Origin of the sequence: Sodalinema gerasimenkoae IPPAS B-353, from assembly GCF_009846485.1 — a bacterium.
In the GTDB taxonomy this organism is placed as follows: domain Bacteria; phylum Cyanobacteriota; class Cyanobacteriia; order Cyanobacteriales; family Geitlerinemataceae; genus Sodalinema; species Sodalinema gerasimenkoae.
Window position 1 is genome coordinate 1,796,490 of record NZ_ML776472.1, and the last position, 21,590, is coordinate 1,818,079.

Sequence of the window (21,590 nt, forward strand, 5' to 3'; positions counted from 1 at the left end):
CACCGATTCCGGGAGCAATTGCTCTCATGCACCGTTCTCATGGATTGACGAAGCCTTTGAGCTTGTTGCAATTTTGCAAAGCTAGTTATAATGAAAAACACTTTTCTCACATTCTTGGTTAGTTTTTAATTGTAAAGAATCATGAAGGATCGTTATCTACCCTATGGTGCCATTACTCTTCTAAGTTTCAGTCTCTGTCTTCTCGGCTTTTTAATCACCCCTAATTCTCCTCATCTTGGGGCATTGATGGGACTCTTGGTGGGTGGCTCGTTAGGGATTTTACTGTTGCAAGTAACCCGATTTGACACTAAATCTGGATTAGACCAACAACAAAGCTACAACCGTCGAGATGAGGGTAAATCAACACCTCAGCTAACATCTCTATCTGAACACGTTAGGCAGCTAGAGCAGCAACATCAACATGAGATTGATGAACTCAAAGAACAGCTTAATGCTGTTCAGAGGCAAAAAAATCAGTTCAGGGACGAAATACGTCGAGTCAATCAGCAATTAGATATTGTCTTCAAAAAAATTAATAAATCTGGAACTCAAGTAACGGTTGAAACACCAGATATTTCGCTTCAGAATGTCTCTAGTAATCAGTCTTCTCCCCAAATTATTCAGTGGCTGGGGTCGCACCAGGTTGAACTTATCACTTCCTATACAGGACATAATGCGGATACGATTCTTGACCAAACAGCATTTTTTATGGGGGCTAATTATCCCTTATTGTGCGATGTGCTTCATAAAATCCGTCAGAGCTTATCCTGTAATCATTTTGGATTTCAGGTCAACTTAACCGATGAAGGCGAACAAAAGATAACGGCAGTAACAAATTTAGGTACTAAATTAAAAAGCATAGGTTTTCTAAGCTACAAATATCAACGGCATAGTGGGCAGAAAATTGCCCATATTCGAACGCTTGACAGTAATGGAACTCAATTTTTGACCGGAGAATGGCTAGAGCGCTATGTTTATCAAGTTATAACAGGAATTTTTGAAGAAAAAGATTTGGATTATGAAGCCTTAATGAATGCCGTTATCAAGCGTGACGATGGGAGTCAAGCTGAAATTGATCTATTATGTTTCGTCAAGGAAAAACCTCTATGGATTGAATGCAAAGTGGCCAACTGTGAAGAATCGATTGCGCGCTATTCACGATTTGCCCGGCTTTTTAACCTAACGCCACAACAAATGTTTCTGATTGTTTTGGATTTACCGCCAAATCAAGCTCAAACATTAACAGATATTCATCATGTTCAGGTTCTAACCCCAGATGAAGTTCCAGATGCCATCGAGAACACGTTACAGGTGTTTGATGGGGGTGAGCCTTTACCGCGAGCCATCTCGTCTGTAGTTGCCCCTGCATCCAATTCAGTGACTAACCAGTCGGAGATACCGTATAAATTGACTACCCAAAGGCAACTTCAGTCGTTCTTTATTGCCACTGGATTAAGACCGCTGCCTGAAGACCGACAAACATTAATTAAAAAGTTAATTGAGCGAGTTTCATCTCAAGCCAAACCCGAGACAATGCCTAAAATCAAAATGGGTTTATATGCTGATTTGAATCAAGAAGTTTCCAAATCTAAAATTTCTGAATTTTTGAGGACATGCTTAAAAAGTGGCTGTTTCTTGAATCAAGACAATCAGATTATTCGGGAATTTCAAACCCCGGTGTCTCATCTAATTTCTCAAAATTACCAAGACTTGGAAAACAAATGCGTTGAAGGAATCGCATTTCGGGTGCTAACTCAGGATGCCAATTATTTTAAATCGGCAGATCGGTGTAGTCATTTTCAAGCCTTGGTTGGTGCAGCGCCGCCAGATGCCAGCCGTCTTGCCGCGCTGGAGGAAGAAATCAACGGTTCAGCCTAGGGGTTGATTGCACCGTCCCAGCTCCCATCTGAGCGAAAACCTCCTACTATAGAATAAAGACTTCTAAGGCCTCGTTTTATCTGTTTCAATCGTAGTCTCGATGGATGACAATCCTCTCTACTTCCGCGCTCCTCGTGTCCCCCTCTGGCGACGGGGCTGTGCCTTTGGCTTCGATAGTGCGATCTCCTGGATCTTGGCCACCTTGATTGCTGGGCCAACCGTAGGACCGCGATTGCTCGTGTTTGCCCTGAGTTGGTTCTCGATGCGGGTGATTGTGCCGAGTTCCTATTTTGGTCAAAGTCCTGGACGCTGGGCCTTTGATATGCGGGTGGTGAGCGATCGCGACAATCGCACTCCCCTCTGGCAAGACCTCGCCAAACGAGAAGGGATCTCGGGACTCGCTGTGTTTCTGGCCCTATTGGGATTTTTCAATCTGGGAACCCGCAATGCCTTCTATTTGATTCTGCTGCTACCCCTGGGGGTGGATGTGGGAGTGGCCTGGTTTGATCCAGTTGACCCCTCCGCCTTCCATGATCGTGTCAGCCAAACCCGCGTCGTGGCAACCCGTCGCGGCTATTCCCTGGATCTAAAAGTCAAAAAATGGGTTGCTCTAATCAGCAGAAATGTGAAACAATAGTTGATCGTGTCTGAATTTCTCAAAATTCGGATATCTTCAGATCCAACAGCGAGTATAACCAACCGAGTACAACTATGGCTAAGGGCGTTCGCATTGTTGTGACCCTCGAATGTACCGAGTGTCGCACCAACCCTGACAAGCGGTCTAACGGCGTGTCCCGGTACACGACCCAGAAAAACCGCCGCAACACCACTGGACGGATGGAACTCAAGAAGTTCTGCACCCATTGCAACAAACATACCGTTCACAAAGAAACCAAATAACACCTCAGATGTCCTCTGGGTGTTGTGTCCATCGTCAATTGCCTTGTTATAGGAGTAACCAAAATTCATGGCAGGATTTTATCGTCGTCGTATCTCCCCGATTAAGCCGGGAGATCCCATTGACTACAAGGATGTAGAGCTACTGCGTAAGTTCATCACCGAGCGGGGGAAAATCTTACCGCGCCGGATCACAGGCTTAACCTCTCGTCAACAGCGAGACCTGACGAAGGCCATTAAACGCGCTAGAATATTGGCACTGTTACCCTTCCTAAACCGAGAAGGCTAAGGTCAATCCGACAAGATTCGGTTGAACGTAATCCGCAACCAGAATGTCACCAAAAGCTGAAACGACCGACACTCTCCCCACTCGGAAGTGTCGGCTATCAGTAGTTCGTTACCTCGGGATGGGGTAAGCCGACCAAGCGCCAAGGCGTTCGATGTAAGAGAGTTTAAGGGCTGGTGGAGAAAGGAAATCTTATCGAATTTCGATTACAGGGTGAGCGGCGGCTAGCCGTTCTAGACCGTCCAGAAGGTAAGAAAAACTGGGTGGTCATTGATGAGCAAGGCCAAACTCGAACCCTATCGCCCAAACAGATGTCCTATTGCCTCGATGGGCAATCATACCAGCCCTCAGACTTGAGTCCGTTTCAGGCTGAAGTCGGCATCTACCTCGATCCGTCGAGCTTAGAGGTGGCCTGGGAACTGCTCTCGGAAGATGGAGAGTCTGTCGCCCCTGAGGACTTGGCTCTGTTGCTGTTTAGTGACTCCAGCCCTGCCCAATGTTATGCGGCTCATCGGCTCCTGTCCGAGGACAAAATTTATTTCAAACAGAAGGGCGATCGCTACGAACCTCGCCCCGCAACTCAAGTTGCAGAACTCAAGCATCAACTTGAAGCTGAGGCTCAGCGTCAGCAGGCCTGGGAAACTTTCTTAGAACGAATCCAAGAGGCTCTAACGGGAACTACGGTGGATTGGGATGGGGGCGATCGCCCTCACCTAGAGGCTCTAGAACGCTATGCCACCCTAGGCGACGAGGCTCCTGGACGGAGTGCCGCTCATGAGGTCCTCAGCGCCCTCAATCGCCCCTTGAGCCATCAGGGGGCCTTTGCATTGCTGGTGGAGCTAGGGCTATGGAGTCCCCATGAAAACCTATTTTTGCGGCGCACTCAGATTCCTACTCACTTCTCTAGTAAGGTTCTCGACGTGGCCCAACGCTGTTTAACCAACTGTCCACCGGATACGGAGCCGAACCGCCTGGACTTAACTCACCTGAAGGTCTACACCATTGACGATGCCAGCACCCAAGAAATTGATGATGGCCTGAGTCTGGAATTTCTCGACGGCGATCGCCAACGAATCTGGGTTCACATTGCCGATCCCACCCGTTGGCTCACCCCCGGCGATGAACTGGACTTAGAAGCCCGCCGCCGCTGCACCACCGTCTATCTACCCACGGGGATGACCCCCATGTTGCCCCCAGAACTGGCCACGGGTCCCATGAGCCTCAATTCTGGGCAAACCTGTTGCGCCCTCAGCTTTAGCATTATCCTCAACCCCGACGGGAGCGTTGAGGAGTTCAGCATCCATCCCAGCCTTGTCAAACCCACCTACCGGCTCACCTACGATGACGTCGATGAAATGCTGGAGTTGGGAGTGCGCGCTGAACCAGAAATTATCGCCATTGCCGATTGGGCCAAAACTCGTCATCGCTGGCGACAGTCTCAGGGATCGATTTTTATCGATATGCCAGAATCAGCCATCAAGGTCAACGGTAATGAAGTCACGATTCAGGTCTTAGATAACTCCGCCTCCCGTCAGTTGGTGGCCGAAATGATGATCCTCGCCGGAGAAGTGGCTGCCCGCTACGCACAAGAACATAATCTGGCCATTCCCTTCCGCCACCAATCTCAGCCAGAACTGCCCCCAGAAGAGGAGTTAATGCAACTCCCCGCTGGCCCCGTTCGCGCCTGTGCGATTCGCAAATGTATGCCCCGTAGCGAAATGAGCGTTTTCCCCAATCGCCATGCCAGTCTGGGCTTAGATACCTATACTCAGGTCACCTCCCCCATCCGCCGCTATACGGATTTACTCACCCACTTTCAACTGAAAGCCCATCTGCGAGGGGACACTCAACCCTTCTCCAGTGAGCAGGTGCAGCAGCTGATGATGAGTGTTATGGTGTCAGCTAAAGAGGCGGTTTTGGTGGAACGACAAACCTGTCGCTATTGGGCCATTGAATATCTGCGCCGTCATGGTGAGGAAACCTGGCAAGCTCTGATGTTACGCTGGATTCGCCCTGATGATAACCTCGGGTCTCTGCTCCTCGAAGAAATTGGCATTGAATTTGTCTGGCGTTTCCCCCGTCCGATGGAACTCGGAGAGCGGTTCCGGGTTCGTGTGACCTATGCTGACCCACGAGAGGATAGTATTCAATTCCAAGAGGTGGTAGCGAATCCGGCCCAGGTGTAACAGGGGTTAACCCCTCCTTGCCAGCGTTTCAGAGACTTTTGTGAAATAGCACGATCCGGTTGCGTCCATTCTGCTTGGCACGATAGAGGGCCATGTCAGCTTGGTTGATCAACACATTGGGTTTCAGTTGGGTGTGGGGGGTAATCGTGGCGACTCCCAAACTCATGCTAATGAGATTGCCAATAGGTGACGCGTCATGTTTAATGTTCAGTTGGCGAATCCGCTGGCGAATCTCTTGGGCAATGTACATCGCGCCAATGGAGTCTGTATCGGGGAGAATCACGGCAATTTCTTCGCCACCGTAGCGGGCCGCTAAGTCACTGGCTCGTTTGGCACAGCTATGACAGGCTTGGCAGACCTTTTGTAAACACTCATCTCCGGCTTGATGGCCGTAGGTGTCGTTGTAGCGTTTGAAGTAATCAATATCCCCCAAAATGAGGGAAAAGGGCTTTTGATCTCGGATCAGCCGTTGCCACTCCCGCTCTAAGGTCATGTCAAAGCGCCGCCGATTGGCAATTCCCGTTAAGCCATCGACACTGGCGAGTTGTTCGAGTTCTTTGTTGGCTAGGGCTAATCTCTCGTTTAACTCTTGTACGTCCTGATTACGCGCCCGTAACTCCACCTCAATGGCATCGGCGTGTTCGGTGATGTTCTCGACCATAATTTCAAGATCGAGTTTTTCACGCTGTAAGATCTCTAGTTCCAGACGGAGCTTGGCAAGTTCTTGGCGCAGATGCTCTGGTGATGTTTCCGATTCCACGGTTGCAAAAGGCTACAGGTTAACGTTCACAGACAGGTACTGAGACGATTCGGTCGTCTTGAGTCTTCTCAAATCAATGGTTTGCACCCTTTGCCGTTGAGTGAGTCAATCTCAAGATACCGCAAAGCTATACCCTTTGCTAGGGCGCTGTCGAAGAGCTGCCCTCGATTGTGAGAGCGAATCTGAGTTTTCGGTAAACAACTGTAAATAATCTCCTCAAAGCCTGATAGACAACAGAGCGATCGCCCAAAGTAGCCCTAAACTTCCCGGTTTGGTGTAAAGCTTTGTTAAGATTTGTCAACTGAGTTTCCACCAGGGACATACAATGGGTTGGGGTTAAAGACTGACGATGCGATCGCCCGGCTCTGTCGTGCGTCAGCCCACAACAATCATTTAATCCAAACGTTTGATATAACGTTATCGCTAACGGAGATCCTAGGGAGCGCCCAATGTTAAAAAAGCTTTTGAAATCCAAAAAACCGAGTTATTTCTTAGAAATTGATGACTCATCGGGGAAAAGCAACGGCAAAGCCTCGGCGAAGTCTTCTGAACCGGCTAAGACCGAAGCGAAGCCAGTAGCCGCCAAGACTAAACCGGATGCGAAAGCACCTGAAGTCCCCAAAGCCAACAAAGCTGAGGCTCCTAAAGCTAAGAAGGCTGAGGCTCCTAAGGCTCAAACTCAGGTTCCGACCCCGAGTCAACCGGCTAAACCCCAGCCAGCCGCGAAACAGCGCAAAGAGTTTGCAACCCGCTATCTGATGCCGAACGGCCCCACGCCTCGTCGTCGTCCGGGTGCCAATATGAAGTCGTTTCTGGATATGGCTAAAGATCCCGGTCTCCGCCGCTAGGATGCGTTGAGAGTCATGGTGAATCAGGAATTCCGGGGGTATGTCGATGATGATGTATCTCCGGAATTTTCTTTGGGGAACCCACCTTGACCCTCTCCGGTGGAGTGGAACCCACCCCTAGCCCCTCCCTGGGAGTGGAACCCACCCCTAGCCCCTCCCTGGGAGGGGATGTTTGCCAACCTTAGGAGCAAAAACGGCCAAAAAAAAGAAGGGAGAGCCGTAGCCCTCCCCGCCATCAGGGTGCATCTATACCATAGTTTAACTGATTTAGGGTGAGGGGTCAAGCCCCCCATTCTAAATTTCTCCCTAAAGTCCCCAGGATAGGGACAACTAGCCCCTAGTTTCCTTTGAGTTTGGGAGCGAGCAGTTTGTTGGTGAGTTTGGGGTCAGCCCGTCCGCTGGTGAGTTTCATCACCTGTCCCACAAAAAAGCCCTGGAGTTTCGTTTTGCCAGCTCGGTACTGCTCCACCTTGTCCGGGTTCGCCGCGAGCAGGTCATCGATAATCCGCTCCAATTCTCCCTGGTCGGAAATTTGGGTCATTCCCTTCGACTCGACTAAGGCTTTCGCAGAGCCTCCCTTCTCCAACAACTCCGGCAAAATTTCTTTGGCAATTTTGCCACTGATGGTTCCCTGCTCAATCAAGCTAATGAGTTCGGCTAGAATCGCTGGAGTCAGAGCAATCTCCGTAATCTTGAGTTTGCCCTCATTGATATACCCGGTGATATCTCCCATCACCCAGTTGGCCGCCAGTTTGGACGGGGCCCCCGCCGCTACCACAGACTCGAAATACTCGGCCACATCTCGCTCTTCTGTCAGAACGCGGGTGTCATAGGCAGATAGGCCCAGAGTATCTTCGTAATAATGACGTTTTTGGGCTGGAAGTTGGGGGAGTTCCCCTTTCCAGGCCTCCCGCTGCTCTACGGAGACCTCAATGGGACATAAATCGGGTTCGGGGAAGTAGCGATAGTCGCTAGAGCCTTCCTTCACCCGCATACTGATGGTCTGTTGGCTGTTTTCCTCCCAGAGACGGGTTTCTTGGACAATCGGCTCACCGGAGTTTAGGCATTCAATCTGACGCTCAATCTCAAAGTCGATCGCCTTTTGAATGGCACTAAAGGAGTTCATGTTTTTAATTTCCACCTTCGTCCCAAACTCCGCTTGGCCAACGGGACGAATGGAAATATTCACATCACAGCGTAAGGAGCCTTCTTGCATATTGCCATCACTGACCCCGAGATAGCGCACAATGCGCCGCAGTTCTTGGCCATACTCCGCCGCTTCCTTACCTGAGCGAATATCGGGTTCTGAGACAATCTCCATTAGGGGAACACCGGCCCGGTTATAGTCCACCAGAGAGTAGGCCGATCCTGAGAGGCGATCGCTGCCCGCATGAACCAGTTTGCCGGCATCTTCTTCCATGTGCAGGCGAGTGATACCAATGCGCTTGCGATAGGGATTGCCGTCATCGTCAATTAGCTCAATTTCTAGCCAGCCATGCTCAGCAATGGGCAAGTCATATTGAGAAATTTGATAGTTCTTGGGCAGATCAGGATAGAAATACTGCTTGCGGTCAAACTTACTATAGGGGGCAATCTGACAGTTGAGGGCCAGACCCGTCTTAACGGAGTATTCCAAGACTTTCTCATTCAGAACCGGCAGCACCCCCGGAAGTCCTAGACAGATGGGATCGATATGAGTATTCGGCTGGGCACCAAAGGCGGTGGAGGACTGGGAAAAAATCTTGGTCTTCGTGGCAAGCTGACAGTGGGTTTCTAACCCGATCACAGCTTCATACTGCGTTTTCGTGGGGGCAGCGATGGTCATAGGGGTATCGAGGATTCGGGTACGAGTGAGAGGACTTTCTTGTGAGTCCCATTCTAGCGTAGCGACCCGGGCCGGGAAAGCCAAATCCCCGCTTATGGGTGTCTGGAGATAAACCTAACTTCAGGGAGAGGCCAGAGGAGGGAGGGGGAGACTAGACCGTTGACGGACATGGTAAAATTACAGGGGTCAGTGACTGATTAAGTCGACCCGTTTAGCCTGAATTTTTGAGTTGACGGACATGGTAAAATTACAGGGGTCAGTGACTGATTAAGTCGACCCGTTTAGCCTGAATTTTTGCGATGCCGACGGTAAACGCCACCCAATTTCCTTTTTTCCCTTTATGAACGAGATGACCCCCAACCAGATGAGATGCCGACGGTAAACGCCACCCAATTTCCTTTTTTCCCTTTATGAACGAGATGACCCCCAACCAGATGCGAGAACGCCTTGGCAACATCGACCAAATTCGCGATATCTTGTTTGGCGATCGCTCTCGTGAATATGACCGTCGCTTCAACCAACTCGAGTCTGAGATAACCACCCTACGGCGGCAAATGACCGAACAGATGGAAAGCCTGCGGACGGTGTTGGTGACTGACTTGAGAACCGCTGTTGATGCCGTTGAGAAGAAGCTTCAGTATGTCAGTGCGTCCTTAGACGAAGACTCAGAAGATTTCCGAAATCAACTGCGCACTGTCGAGAGTCGGCTTTCGAGTAACTTTGTGGTGGCAGAAAAAAGCCTCAAAGGACAAGTGCGAAATCTACAAGGGGAACTCTCGGAAACCCGGACGCGCCTCGATGGGGAACTGGCCGAGTTGCGATCGCAGATCCTAGAAGAACTCCAGCGCAAATCACAACAGCTTGAAGGAGAAAAACTCTCCCGCACAGACTTAGCGGACATCCTCTTTGATGTCTGTATGCAGGTCAAGGGAAAAGAGGCCCAAACCCAGGAGGCGCAAAACGCCAACCCAGAACGATTGATCCTGCCCGAGCGCCAGAACGAGTATCAAGAACCCGATTATCAGGAAGACCCCATCCCCGACTCCCAGGGTCATTAACTCCCATGACCTCTCCTCATTCAGAAGCCCCCAACTCTAACCAAGAGGCGCTGAGTGACCTCGAAGCTCTCAGCGCCTTACAGGAGCTTCTGAGTGAGTTGACCCAGGGGTCATCGTCCCCGGATGGTGAGTCATCGGCTACCCCAACGGCAGATCCGGCCCCGGCGGCCGATGCGGTGACTCCAGAGGCTCACCGCTTAGAGAATTTAGCCACTCCCGAGGAATCCCCATTACCTCGACAGATCCCCAGCGCCTCCCCAGCGCCCCCGCCATCACCCCCGCCATCACCCCCCACCGCCCAACCCTCTCGTCCTAAACGCTTGGGGGGAAGATTTTCCTCCCCTGGCCCCACTCCAGCCTCACCCCTAAGCTCCATTTCCAACCCAGAGTTGCGTCAACTGCAAGCCCAAGTCGATGACTTGCAGCAGCAACTGGATCGGGCCACAGATTCCATGGGGCCCCTGATGCCCGTCATTCAGGAAATTCTCAGTAGTTTGTCCCCCGTCGAACTCAGGAATGAGGTCATTCAGTCCCTGGTGCCTGAGATTGATCGGGTAATTCGCCAGCGATCGCAACAAAACCCCCATGCGATGCAAGAGGCCTTTGCTGAGATTCTACCGGGGGCCATCGCTTCGGAAATTCAGCGTAACCCCAAACAGATCGCCAACGCCATTGGCCCGGAAATGGGGGCAGCCATCCACCGCCAGATTCAACTGGACCGCAATGCCATCCGCGATGCCCTGGCCCCAGAAATTGGGCGCTTTATCAAGGCTCAAATTGAACTAGAACGGGACTCGATGGTGGATGCCCTCTATCCGGTGATTGGTAATACCATCGCCAAGTATATGACCGAGGCGGTGCGGGATATTAATCAAAAAGTTGAGAATACCCTGAGTTTTGAAGGGGTACGGCGCAAGGTTCGGGCGCGATTACAAGGCGTCTCAGAGGCGGAGTTGATTTTACGGGAGTCGTTCCCCTTCAATGTCAGAGCTGCTTTTTTGATTCATAAGCATTCCGGCTTAGTGATGTGCGAAGCTCAAGTCTCTGAATCAGAACAGCTAGAGTCGGACATGATTGGGGGAATGCTGACCGCAATTCGTAGTTTTGCGGCGGATTGTATTGTGACCCCCGGTGGCACGTCCGAACTGCAAGAAATTGAGTATGAAACCTTCAACTTAGTGATGGAAGTTGCGGGCTACTGTTATATTGCGGTGGTCGCGGAAGGGGAAATGCCGAAATCCTTTGTCAATAATCTCCGCAATACCCTGGGCTATATTGTGCAGAAATCGGGGGATACCATTGAAAATTACGATGGAGACCCGGAGACAATTCCCCCTCTGGTGGAAAATCGCCTGCAAATGCTAGTCGAGTCGGCCAACTTCCGGGAAACTGAAGAAACTCGGCGCAATCGACCCCCCATTTTGTTGGGGATATTAGGGCTGTTGTTATTAGGATTCGGGGTTTGGGGGGGCTTTCGCATCTGGCAGGGACGGGTTTTGGCCCAGGCGCGGCAGGTGTTGCGATCGCAGCCCTCGTTGGCCGTCTATCGCCTCAATGCCAATATGAATTGGCGTACGTTAGTCTTATCAGGGGAAGTGCCCAGCGAAAGTTTGCGATCGCAAGCAGAAGAGGCAGTTCAGGGCGTTTTACCTCAGCGATCTTTGGACAATCGCATTTTAGCGGTGCAAGTTCCCCCAACTCCAGAACTGACAGCGGCCGAGTTTGAGCGCACCCTGGCGGCGTTGAATAGTCTTGATGAGGTCTCCTTGGAGGGTGAGATTCACGGAAGCGAGGTGCGTCTCTGGGGAGAGTTACCGAATCAGAACCGGGCCCAGGCGGTGACTCGGGCCTTTGAGGGGATTCCTGGTGTAACCACGGTGACTCATACTGCCGGCCGGCCCAGTTCCCCCCTAGCCGAACGGATTTATTTTGATTCAGGTGCAACTGCCATTACGGAGCCGGAGCAACAGCAGATTCTTGAGGCCTTGGCCGAGGTATTGTTAGAGTCTCCCGAGATTCGCTTGCGCGTGGTAGGTCATACGGACAGCATTGGTTCTCCGCTATTGAATCAAGAAATTGCTCAAGACCGATCACAGTCCGTCCAAGAGTTTTTGATTGAACGGGGAATTTCTGCAGACCGGATAGAGATTCAGGGATCGATTGATCCTCCTCCAGATCTTGAAGATCCAACAAATGATGCCTTAAGTCGCACGGTTCGCTGGGAAGTTTTGTAAAAGTTGGACTATCACCGCTACAATCATCTTTGCATCGTTAGCAATTATCCTTAGGATAAGGCCTTAGGGGCATTGGTTCTGTTTTGTGAACATTTCTGAGCTTAAGTTGAGATTAAATCTTCATTACGTTGATCATATGACAATTATTTCTAAAAAAATCTGTACTATCGGAGATTTTAGTGTTGGCAAAACCAGCTTAATTCGTCGTTTTGTCGAAGGAAAGTTTAGCGATCGCTATTTATCCACGGTTGGGGTCAAGATTTCTCGGAAACCGCTTGAGATCACCAATGATGCTGGGGAGAATAAATCGGTTCAGCTTCTGATTTGGGACTTGGAGGGACATACCAAATTTAAGTCTATTGCCCCAAGTTACCTACAAGGGTCGTCGGGAGCTTTGTTTGTGGCCGATGTGACCCGCCTAGAGACCATTGAACGGTTGAGTGAGCATTTAGATTTGTTTTTCTCGGTGAATCCCAAGGGACTGGCGATCGCCGCCTTAAATAAATCTGACTTACTAGAGAAGGACAAGTTGAACTACCTACAGGACAAGCTCAACACAGAACAGGGCGATCGCCTCACCTCCATCTATTTGACCTCCGCCAAAACCGGGGACAATGTGGAAACGATTTTTTCCCAAATGGCGACATTGCTCATTTAACTTCAGTCATTCCCCACTGAACGTTACCAGTCCCCCAGCCAGTACGCCATGATTGTAATTTTCCTGTCTCCTCAGCCACCCGGTTTCCTCAACCCTACGATGCAGCTATCGTGAATCAGATGGGTTACCACAAGCTCAATAAACCTGGCAGAATAGAGCTAGCCCTAGAGCGATGACTGAGAAACTGCCCAGATTGAATCAGTTCCGGCAATTACTAAACCTCAAGCAAATTCGGAATGCACGATCTACTGGCCCAACACTCGTTGCAAATCCTGGTGATCGAAGATGATGCCACGACTCGCTTACTGCTCAAACGGACCTTAGACAAGGAGGGGTACAATGTCACCCTGGCTGAAGATGGGGTGCAGGGGATGGATAAGGCCCTGGCCATTTCTCCGGCCCTGATTATCAGCGATTGGGTCATGCCGGAACTCGATGGCATGGAACTCTGCCGCCGGGTGCGATCGCATCCTGACTTATCTGGGGTGTTTGTGATTCTCCTGTCATCTCGTGAAACGGTGGCAGATCGTGTTGAGGGCCTCGATGCTGGGGCCGATGAATTTCTCTCGAAACCCATTGATCCCAATGAACTCAGAGCCAGAGTACGCGCCGGATTACGGCAATATCAACTCAATCACCAACTGAAAGCCGCCAACTATGATTTAATGCTGACCCTGCAACAACTCAAGCAGGCCCAGGCACAACTGATTCAAAGTGAAAAAATGTCCAGTTTGGGGCAAATGGTGGCAGGAATTGCTCATGAGATCAATAATCCCATCAACTTTATTGAAGGTAATTTATCCTTTGCCCAGGACTATATTCAAGATTTACTGAATATCATTCATCTCTATCAACAATACTTTCCTGATGTCCCTGAAGACCTGGGGATGTTGTTGGAAGATACGGATATTGACTTTTTAAGAGAAGACTCTAAACAACTCATCGATTCAATGCGAGTCGGGGCGGCAAGAATCCATCAGATTATCAATCACTTACGGAACTTTTCCCGTCTGGATGAAGCCGATATGAAGCGGGTGGATATCCATGACGGAATCAACAGCACGCTTATCATGCTGCAAAACCGTTTTAGAACCGGTAGTGGTGTGGAAATTGAGGTCTATAAACACTATGGAGACCTACCCAAAATTGATTGCTATCCAGGTCAACTCAACCAAGTGTTTTTAAATATCCTTCACAATGCCATTTACTTTCTACAAGAATATGTTAAAAGTGGCGATTTAAAAAATCCGAAGATCGAGATATCCACTCGATGTATTGAAGAAAAAGAGACCGTAGAAATTATTATTTGGAATAATGGTTTAAGTATTCCTGAGATGTTAATCTCGAAAGTGTTTGACCCCTTCTTTACCACAAAACCCGTCGGACAAGGAACGGGAATGGGCCTGTCAATCTGTTATCAAATTATTGTGGAACGCCACCGGGGGCATATTCATTGTTTTACACCCCCGGATGGCGGGACCGGCTTTGCGATCGAGATTCCACGACAACAGCCTGAACAGAATCCTTAACCTAGAGAAACGAGGCACTTCCCCTGGAGCCTTCCCTGGCAGAGCCAAGGAAGGGGGGCCAGAGGAAGATGCTTCTTACTGCTGGGGTTGGGGGAAGGTGAAGTTACGCTGTTGCTGAAGCACCTCTCGCGCATCCCGACCAGGGGTATAGGTGTACCCGAAGTTATTGGGATCGGAATCGTTGAGGATGTTGGGGGTTAACAGAACCACCACCTCTTGACGTTCATTGGTGCGGTTCGTACTGCGGAACAGCGACCCCAATAAGGGAATATCTCCCAAAATGGGGACCTTACTAACTGTAGTGCGATCGGTATCTTGGATGATTCCCGATAGGATCAGGGTTTGACCATCTCGCAAGCGAATCCGTCCCGAGGATACAGACCGCTCTTGAACCAGGGTAACAAACTGACCATTCCCGAGGTTTTCTTGACCGACTGGCGCTGTCACACTGGGGTTAACCCGTAACGAGACAAAGCCGTTATCGTCAATGCGATCGACCTGGACACTCAATTGCAAGCCCACATCGCGCAAGTTAACGTCGCGAGTTTCCCGTTGTCCCGAGGGCGTATCTGTGAAGTCCACCGTCACATCCTGAACAACCTGATTAGTCAGATTCACATTAGCAGTCTGCCCCTCCTGAATCACTAAGGTTGGGTCTGTGAGAATTTTGGCGTTACCACTAATGACTTGTGCCTGAAGCTGTGCTAGGAAGCGGGTTGGGAATTGGAATAGGTCGGCAATACTTTGCGTAACGGAACCACGAGTTCCTAAGTTTGTGGTGGCTTGAGTTTCAAACTGCCCGGTAAAGCGTTCCTCAAAAATGGGATTGCCTTCACCATCATTACCAACAAAGACTTCTTCAAAGATAGGGGTAAGTCTCTCGGTAATGACAGTATCTGTTGCTCGCTCAAGTTCTGTAATCCCAACTCCAAAGGGATCCTCACGGGAAATTCCAGGACGTGCCCGTTCAAATAATCCTGGAGGTGCCGGGCGCCGCTCAATAGTTCCATCGGAACGAACAACTACAATATCTGGAATCGTCCCATCGACAGAAATTTGCTCGGACAAGTCTAAAAAGGTCTGAGACCCACTCAAAGGATTTTGAATCACGGGAGGAGATGTGACACCATCTCGGGTGGTAGTACTACTTGGGGGATTCCCACCACCAAAGATGACCGTTGCGGCTCCCCCATCACTGGAGACAAAGGTATCGCCGATACCAAAGGAGAAACTGGCGTTGAAGTTATCTTGGTTACTCAGAGAAATATCAACAATCTTGACGTTAACCGCAACCTGACGACGACGGGTTTCAAGTTGAGTCAACAGTTGGGTTGCCATGTCCACTTTGCGGGGGTCTCCCACCAGGGTTAACTCCGTACCGGGACCATCTGCTGATTGTTGTCGCTGTCCGATGGAGACCAAAACACCTCGTAAGGGCAAAGCTGCATGACCTTGATAGGGCTGATCGCGGCGATCTGCTGCAATTAGCTCGACTTGAGTCGTCGTGCTGGTGGTGGTGATAGGAGCTGTCCCTTCCCCAAGGGACTGAGCTTGAATCTGTTGCTGCACACTGACTTCATTGATTTCTGCCCCTTGAGAGACTAGAAAGTTGCGGGCATCAATGAGGGTCAGTTGATTCAAACGAACGGTGCGGCTGATAATGGGGCGCGCCGAGTCAGGGAGACGTTCACCAACGACGATGGTGTTGCCTTCTCGGTTGGCGTCTAAACCGCTCAGACGGAGAACATTGTTGAAGACATCCTGAACCGCCTCATCCTCGATATCAAGGGAGATGGTACGCCGTCCATTGCCGTTATCGTTGTCACTAGCAACGTAAGCCAGGTTTAACCCAGCGGCACGAGCGAGTAGAGACAACACTTCTTCAACTGGGGCCTCTCGCAGGACCAATCGGGGAACCCGTTGAGCTGTCCCTAGGCTAATACTGTAGCTGGAGGTATCGACGGAAGAGACGGAAATATCGCCCACTGGAGGTGCGACGGCCCGAGGCTGGAAGGGAGGCGCCGGGTTGACGCGAGTAGGGGCATCAATGCGAACACCATCAATTTCAACCCCAGGGTTGGGAACGAGAACGTCAGGACTGCCTGGTCGTTGTTGGGCTTGTTGCTGTTGTTGAGCCTGTTGCTGTTGTTGGGCGACGTTGCTTTGTCTTTGGGGGTCGCCATTGATGCCTGGAGGTGGTGAGGCGGCGGTTGTGGGAGCATCGGCGGCCCTGCGGTAGTTGAGGGCAATGCCTCGGCTGACTTCTTGGACAATTTCTCCCTCGGGGGCGCTGTTTCCAGCACCGGTGACGATGACACGGGTACTGTTGGCATCGAGGGGGGTCACGACGAGAGAGGCGATGCCGGGGACCGGGTTGTTCTGACTGTACTCTTGACCTTGGGGCAGTCGTAGTTTGGTATTAACGAGGTCGGCGACCATGGAATTGCCACGCCGAACCAGGAAAATCTGGGGGCGATCGCCGCCAGCCGTCTCCATCATTAACATTACCCCAGAGGGGGTTTCACGCAGCTCAATTCCGGTCACCTCCGTGGGCGTAGCCAATGTGGAGGCCGGGGCTGCCAGAACAACGGCTGCTCCGAGGCACAATCCGCCGAGTCCGAGATAATGTTTCACCGCTCTCTCCTTTTAATAATTAATAGTTAACAATTAACAGTTAATATCTGTTAACTATCAATCCACCAGTATCAACGACCAATTATGGCCGCTCAACTGCTAACTGTCAACTGTTTAGGCGTGATGCGTCCCGGTCGAGTTCTAGGGCTTTCCTCGACCCCCTGATTAGCTTTCCTCTTCCTCAGCCTCATCAGACTGAAGTCGTTGTCGTAACTCTTCCTGAGATAGGGGCAATAAAGCCTCTAACCTAAAGGACGTTGTGATTTTTGCTTCAGGCTGGCAATTCGCCAGTAAGCCATTGTCATCATAGATGAAAGTGGGTGTCTCTTGCTGGGATCGGAACTCGCGCACGACCAGTAAAGGCTGAAGTTGCTCTAGTTGCTCCAAAACCGTCCGGGTTTGGGCGAAGTTGCCCTTCATCTGAACCGCATAGGTCTGCCGTTTTAGCTGTTCATTCGCCTGACGACCAAACGAGCTATCTGTGACTAACTCGTAGCCATCAGGGGTCACGGAAGCAGCGTTAGTCTGTCCCCGACTTCCTCCTCCTGGAAATACCGGTGTAAATTCCTGTAAACTCACTTCAGTAAAAAAGCCGTTGACTCGCTCGTTAACATTTGTAAAGTCTTCGAGGAGTCCAGCTGGACAACCTTGAGCCACTAGACGACTGCGAATTTCATCAGTACTGAGGTTGGCGTTGCGCTGATTTACTTGTTGGTTAATATCCAATAGTAGAGTTTCCAGGCTATCCGGGCTGGCAAACATAGATAAAACATCTTCCTGAAGTTCTTGCACTTCATCCCGTTCAACCTCTGCTCGCTGAATTTGTGCTTGAATATTCCCTTGAGCGTCGATTTGCGTTTCCTTCTCGGCAATTTCGACCTGGAGTTCCTGTCGCTGTCCCATCAGGGGTTGGACAAACTGATACGCCAGCCAAATACCTCCTCCAACACCTAGAACGGCGAGGAGAACGCCCAAAATCGGGGGAGAAATGGTGACGCCCATAAAGACGATCCCATTGGCATCTTCCTCTTCACCCGGAATAAAATCGTTGTCGTAGGCCATGAGTCTAAATTACCCCTCTGCGTTGAAGTTCTTGGATGCGGTTGACTAAGCCCAATGCTCCTTTACGCTGAAGCTCTTGCAAGATATCCGTCGCAGGAACCTCACGGACTTGGGTTTGGATGGTAAAGGCGACCACGGGTGCCAAAGCCAAGCGACTGCGGCTCTCGCTGAAGGTGATACTCTGAGCGCGATAGTCTTCAAGCTCCGCCTCGACTAGATGGGTACCCGAGGACATGTAAAGGTTGGACTCCTTGAGTAACAGCACAAAGTCATTGACGTCATTAAAAGACTGAGCAATGCCTTCAATGGTGACCACCGATGGAGGACGACCGGATTCAGTCCGCTGGGGAGGTGGACCGTCGCGAGGCGGTTCATTGGTTTGCTGCACGTTTTGGATACGAACCCCAAGGGGAGTGCGATCGCGCAAGTCTTGCAGCAATGCTGACCAAGGAGAAATATAGTTAAACACCCCAGCTAGAGCATCGGTTTGTGTCCGGATTTGCTGGACTTCCTCTTGAATTAGCCTTAAACGATCCTCTTGTCGTTGATAGTTTCCTAACTCCTGATCGAGTTCATCCCGCTCAGCTTGCAAGCGGGGGATTTCAACCTGAGATAGATAAGCCCAGCCCCCAACCACTAACGCTAGGAAGGCCAAGGCAACCCCTCCACCCGCGATGATCGGCATATTCCCCGAGCTATCTCGTCGTTGTCGGCTCGGTTTCGCTTTGACCGACTCCGGACGATACTCAGGGCGATCATTGAGGAAATTAATTTCGATGTTGTACATGATGTTAGACCTCCCGTAGTCCCAGACCTAAGACAACCCCTAGTCCGGGACGTTGGACGAGGGGAACTTCTTCTTCGCTCATCTCTAATCCTAACGCAGCCACCGGATCAAGTTGGCTGGTTGGAATACTCAGCCGCTGCATGAAAAACTCATCGAGTTGACCCACCGAACTGCCAGGCCCCACCAAAAACAGTTGAGCCACCTCCATCACATCACTTTGATTTAGATAAAAGTCAATGGAACGACGCACCTCATCGGCGAGTTCTCCGAGAACTTTCATCATGGCACTGGTTCCGGGATTATTGCCGCCCATAGTCCCCATAGTCATACTATCACCCGTGTTTACAGGCAAGGTCATTCCCTGTAGGAGTTCTGTATTCCGGGATGGGGGTAAATTCATGGCTTCCGAGAGAGCACTTTGGATTTGGAAGCTGCCGATCCCGATGGTACGGGAAAACTGCGGCACGCCATCGACAATCACAGAAATTTCAGTGCTGTCGAATTGTAGGTCAGCGGTGACGACCACTTCCGAGGATGTGAATTGCTGGAGCTGATCCTGTAGACAGCGTAGCACTGAAAAACTGCTAACCTCCATCACGTCTAAGCTCAATCCCGCTTCCTGAAAGACACTAATGTAACTGTCAACGACTTCTTTACGGGTGGCCACAAACAGGAGTTGGTTTTTCTCTACCCCATCTTCATCCACGAAGGAGCCGAGTTTTTGGAAGTCCACATCGGCTTCTTCCCGAGGGAAGGGCAGATAGAGTCCCGCTTCTTGGTTCACATAATCCCGCAGTTGACTTTCGTCATCGAGTTCTACGGGAACGGGAATCAAGCGCACGATCGCCTCGCGACTGGGAATCGCCGTGGCAATATGTTTCGGATTGAGTTTATGCTCATTCAAGATGGCTTCAATCAGTTCTGACATGCTGGGCAAGTCAATGATTTGCCCCTCCTCCATCACTCCTTCGGGGACTTCCTCGGAGATGAAGTGTAAAATCTTATAGCCCTGACGCTGTTTACTCAGTTGCATCACATTGATGCGATCGGGAGACAGTTCAATCCCGATGCCGTTTTTGGCCTTGGAGAAGATGTTTTTTAGGAAGTTTAAGTTAGCCACTGGATTCAGTTCACCGGTTCATGGGGGCGACGAGAGGGAGATCACCGATTGTCAATTGCTAGTCGTTTATTAACAATGGGCGCACACCGTTGCTCCATTCTATCTGCTCGACTTCTCCCTGTTGAACTCACCCGAGCCAGGCAAGCCGCCAGAGACTCAACGGAAGCTCTATATCCCCTATTGCAACCAACCATCCTATGACTCAATTTGTAAAACGGCCAATGGCGAGCCGCCTAAGCCGCAGGACAGCGAAGACGATGCGCTTAAAATTAGGCTTAGTGCTAGCCCCCCTCATCCTGGGGTTGTTCAGTTGTGGCAGTCCGCGAACGATTCGGGATGAAAACACGGTGGAGTTCTGGACGATGCAGCTCCAGCCTACATTCAACCCCTATTTTAACGAGTTAATCGCCGAGTTTGAGGAGGAATATCCCCAGCAGCAGGTGCGCTGGATTGACATTCCTTGGGCGGCGATGGAGGCGCGGATTGTCACCTCCGTTTCTGCTCAAACTGCGCCAGATTTGGTTAACCTCAATCCCCGCTTTGCGGCTCTGTTGGCGGGACGCAATGCCTGGTTAGACTTAGATGAGTACATCTCCGAGGAGGTCCGATCGCAGTATCTCGAAGCCATTTGGGATGCCAGCCGCTTTGACGGAACCAGTTTTGGCATTCCCTGGTATCTCACCACCCGCATCACCATCTACAACCAAGAGATCTTCCAAGAAGCCGGTATTGACTCCCCCCCGCAAACCTACGAAGAACTGGCCCAAGTGGCCCAACAGGTGCGGGAAGAAACGGGCAAATACGCCTTTTTTGTCACCTTTTCCCCCAACGATTCCGGAGAAGTCTTAGAATCCCTCGTGCAGATGGGGGTAGAACTCCTCAACGAGGATGGAAGCGCCGCCTTTAACTCCCCGGAAGGGGTGGCCGCCTTTGACTATTGGCGAGAACTCTATCAAGAGGGCTGGTTACCGCGAGACGTGTTAACCCAGGGCCATCAGCGGGCCATTGAACTGTATCAAGGGGGAGAACTGGCCCTGGTGACGACGGGCCCGCAATTCTTCCAAACCATCGCCAACAATGCCCCCGATATTGCCGCCGTTTCCCAACCGGCCCCCCAAATTAGTGGAGACACGGGCAAAATTGCCGTGGCGGTGATGAACCTGTTAATTCCCCGAGACACCGTCAACCCCGAAGGGGCGATCGCCTTTGCCCTCTTTCTCACCAATCCCGAGAATCAACTTGCCTTCTCCCAAGTCGCCAACACCCTCCCTTCCACCCAAGACACTCTAGAACATGAGTATTTTCAAACCGGAGGAGATAACGCCACCCCCATGGATGAGGCCCGAGTCATCAGTGCCCAACAGTTAGAGCGGGCAGAAGTGCTAGTCCCTCCCCGCTCTAATGTCAATCAGTTGCAGGCAATTCTTTACGATAATTTACAGGCGACTCTGTTAGGGGAAAAAACCGTCGAGGAGGCCTTAGCCGACGCAGAGGAGGAGTGGAATGCGATCGCCCTCCCCTAACATCAACTAGCCCCGCTCATCCTCAGAAACATCCTGGGGGAACTGCCCCGATTGGGCCACCAGTCGGGGAAACAGCAGCAGAAAATAGCCCATCCAGGCCCCCAGGGGAATGGCCACTAACCCCGTGAGCCAGAGGCGCTGAAACAATAGCCAACTCGCTCCAATCAAGCCCAGCCCCGTCAGCAGAATTGACCAAGGCTGACACCACCAGGGTTTATAGTGCCAAACATTCAAACTCGGAGGGCGATCGCTCATAAGACTCAGGAACCTATCAACAGTGAGGGGTTTGCTTGAATGGGCTATAC

Annotated in this window: 18 protein-coding genes; 11 read left to right on the forward strand and 7 right to left on the reverse strand. The window is 50.9% G+C overall.

Annotation, left to right across the window (positions count from 1 at the left end):
- Positions 1-141: 141 nt before the first annotated feature.
- From L855_RS07860 to L855_RS07880, 5 genes are all read left to right on the forward strand, one after another.
- The gene (locus L855_RS07860) at positions 142-1,878 is read left to right on the forward strand and encodes a Card1-like endonuclease domain-containing protein (protein ID WP_159786419.1); all 1,737 of its coding nucleotides are present in this window, start codon (positions 142-144) and stop codon (positions 1,876-1,878) included.
- 100 nt (positions 1,879-1,978) lie between these two features.
- Entirely contained in the window at positions 1,979-2,515 is a 537-nt protein-coding gene (locus tag L855_RS07865) for an RDD family protein (RefSeq protein ID WP_159786422.1), read from the forward strand.
- Between the two features lie 74 nt (positions 2,516-2,589).
- Entirely contained in the window at positions 2,590-2,778 is a 189-nt protein-coding gene (rpmG, locus tag L855_RS07870; protein ID WP_159786426.1) for a 50S ribosomal protein L33, read from the forward strand.
- 67 nt (positions 2,779-2,845) lie between these two features.
- The gene (rpsR, locus tag L855_RS07875; protein WP_068788798.1) at positions 2,846-3,064 is read left to right on the forward strand and encodes a 30S ribosomal protein S18; all 219 of its coding nucleotides are present in this window, start codon (positions 2,846-2,848) and stop codon (positions 3,062-3,064) included.
- 173 nt (positions 3,065-3,237) lie between these two features.
- The gene (locus L855_RS07880) at positions 3,238-5,247 is read left to right on the forward strand and encodes a ribonuclease catalytic domain-containing protein (protein ID WP_159786429.1); all 2,010 of its coding nucleotides are present in this window, start codon (positions 3,238-3,240) and stop codon (positions 5,245-5,247) included.
- A 28-nt stretch (positions 5,248-5,275) separates the two neighbouring features.
- Here L855_RS07880 and L855_RS07885 read toward each other — a convergent pair whose 3' ends face one another.
- Positions 5,276-6,007 (reverse strand): diguanylate cyclase, encoded by a 732-nt coding sequence (locus L855_RS07885; protein WP_159786432.1) that lies wholly within the window; start codon positions 6,005-6,007, stop codon positions 5,276-5,278.
- A 449-nt stretch (positions 6,008-6,456) separates the two neighbouring features.
- Between L855_RS07885 and L855_RS07890 the strand changes: the two genes are divergently transcribed.
- Positions 6,457-6,855 carry a hypothetical protein gene (locus L855_RS07890; RefSeq protein ID WP_159786435.1) on the forward strand — a complete coding sequence of 133 codons (399 nt, stop codon included), beginning with the start codon at positions 6,457-6,459 and terminating at the stop codon, positions 6,853-6,855.
- 337 nt (positions 6,856-7,192) lie between these two features.
- On the opposite strand, the gene gatB is transcribed toward L855_RS07890, so the two are convergent.
- Positions 7,193-8,680 carry an Asp-tRNA(Asn)/Glu-tRNA(Gln) amidotransferase subunit GatB gene (gene gatB / locus L855_RS07895; protein ID WP_159786438.1) on the reverse strand — a complete coding sequence of 496 codons (1,488 nt, stop codon included), beginning with the start codon at positions 8,678-8,680 and terminating at the stop codon, positions 7,193-7,195.
- 410 nt (positions 8,681-9,090) lie between these two features.
- Between gatB and L855_RS07900 the strand changes: the two genes are divergently transcribed.
- The 4 genes from L855_RS07900 to L855_RS07915 all read left to right on the forward strand — a co-directional run bounded on the left by L855_RS07900 (position 9,091) and on the right by L855_RS07915 (position 14,159).
- Entirely contained in the window at positions 9,091-9,738 is a 648-nt protein-coding gene (locus L855_RS07900; RefSeq protein ID WP_159786441.1) for a hypothetical protein, read from the forward strand.
- A 5-nt stretch (positions 9,739-9,743) separates the two neighbouring features.
- The gene (locus L855_RS07905; protein WP_159786444.1) at positions 9,744-11,972 is read left to right on the forward strand and encodes an OmpA family protein; all 2,229 of its coding nucleotides are present in this window, start codon (positions 9,744-9,746) and stop codon (positions 11,970-11,972) included.
- A gap of 136 nt (positions 11,973-12,108) precedes the next feature.
- Complete coding sequence (locus L855_RS07910; RefSeq protein WP_159786447.1) at positions 12,109-12,630, forward strand: Rab family GTPase; 522 nt, start codon at positions 12,109-12,111, stop codon at positions 12,628-12,630.
- Positions 12,631-12,866: 236 nt separating this feature from the next.
- A complete protein-coding gene (locus L855_RS07915; protein ID WP_159786450.1) occupies positions 12,867-14,159 on the forward strand; it encodes a hybrid sensor histidine kinase/response regulator in 1,293 nt (430 codons plus the stop codon).
- A gap of 75 nt (positions 14,160-14,234) precedes the next feature.
- On the opposite strand, the gene L855_RS07920 is transcribed toward L855_RS07915, so the two are convergent.
- The 4 genes from L855_RS07920 to pilM form a co-directional block, all read right to left on the reverse strand.
- Positions 14,235-16,793, reverse strand: coding sequence for a type IV pilus secretin family protein (locus L855_RS07920; RefSeq protein ID WP_159786453.1), 2,559 nt, complete (start codon positions 16,791-16,793; stop codon positions 14,235-14,237).
- A gap of 165 nt (positions 16,794-16,958) precedes the next feature.
- On the reverse strand, positions 16,959-17,855 hold the full coding sequence (locus tag L855_RS07925) for a hypothetical protein (protein WP_159786456.1): 897 nt from the start codon (positions 17,853-17,855) through the stop codon (positions 16,959-16,961).
- Positions 17,856-17,859: 4 nt separating this feature from the next.
- On the reverse strand, positions 17,860-18,642 hold the full coding sequence (locus tag L855_RS07930) for a PilN domain-containing protein (protein ID WP_159786459.1): 783 nt from the start codon (positions 18,640-18,642) through the stop codon (positions 17,860-17,862).
- A gap of 4 nt (positions 18,643-18,646) precedes the next feature.
- Positions 18,647-19,762 (reverse strand): type IV pilus assembly protein PilM, encoded by a 1,116-nt coding sequence (gene pilM / locus L855_RS07935; RefSeq protein WP_159786462.1) that lies wholly within the window; start codon positions 19,760-19,762, stop codon positions 18,647-18,649.
- A 257-nt stretch (positions 19,763-20,019) separates the two neighbouring features.
- On the opposite strand from pilM, the gene L855_RS07940 reads away from it, so the two are divergent.
- Positions 20,020-21,285: an ABC transporter substrate-binding protein gene (locus L855_RS07940; RefSeq protein WP_159786465.1), complete on the forward strand. Its 1,266-nt coding sequence runs from the start codon at positions 20,020-20,022 to the stop codon at positions 21,283-21,285.
- A gap of 6 nt (positions 21,286-21,291) precedes the next feature.
- Here the strand turns inward: L855_RS07940 and L855_RS07945 are convergent, their stop codons facing one another.
- Positions 21,292-21,540: a DUF6737 family protein gene (locus L855_RS07945; protein WP_159786468.1), complete on the reverse strand. Its 249-nt coding sequence runs from the start codon at positions 21,538-21,540 to the stop codon at positions 21,292-21,294.
- Positions 21,541-21,590: the final 50 nt, after the last annotated feature.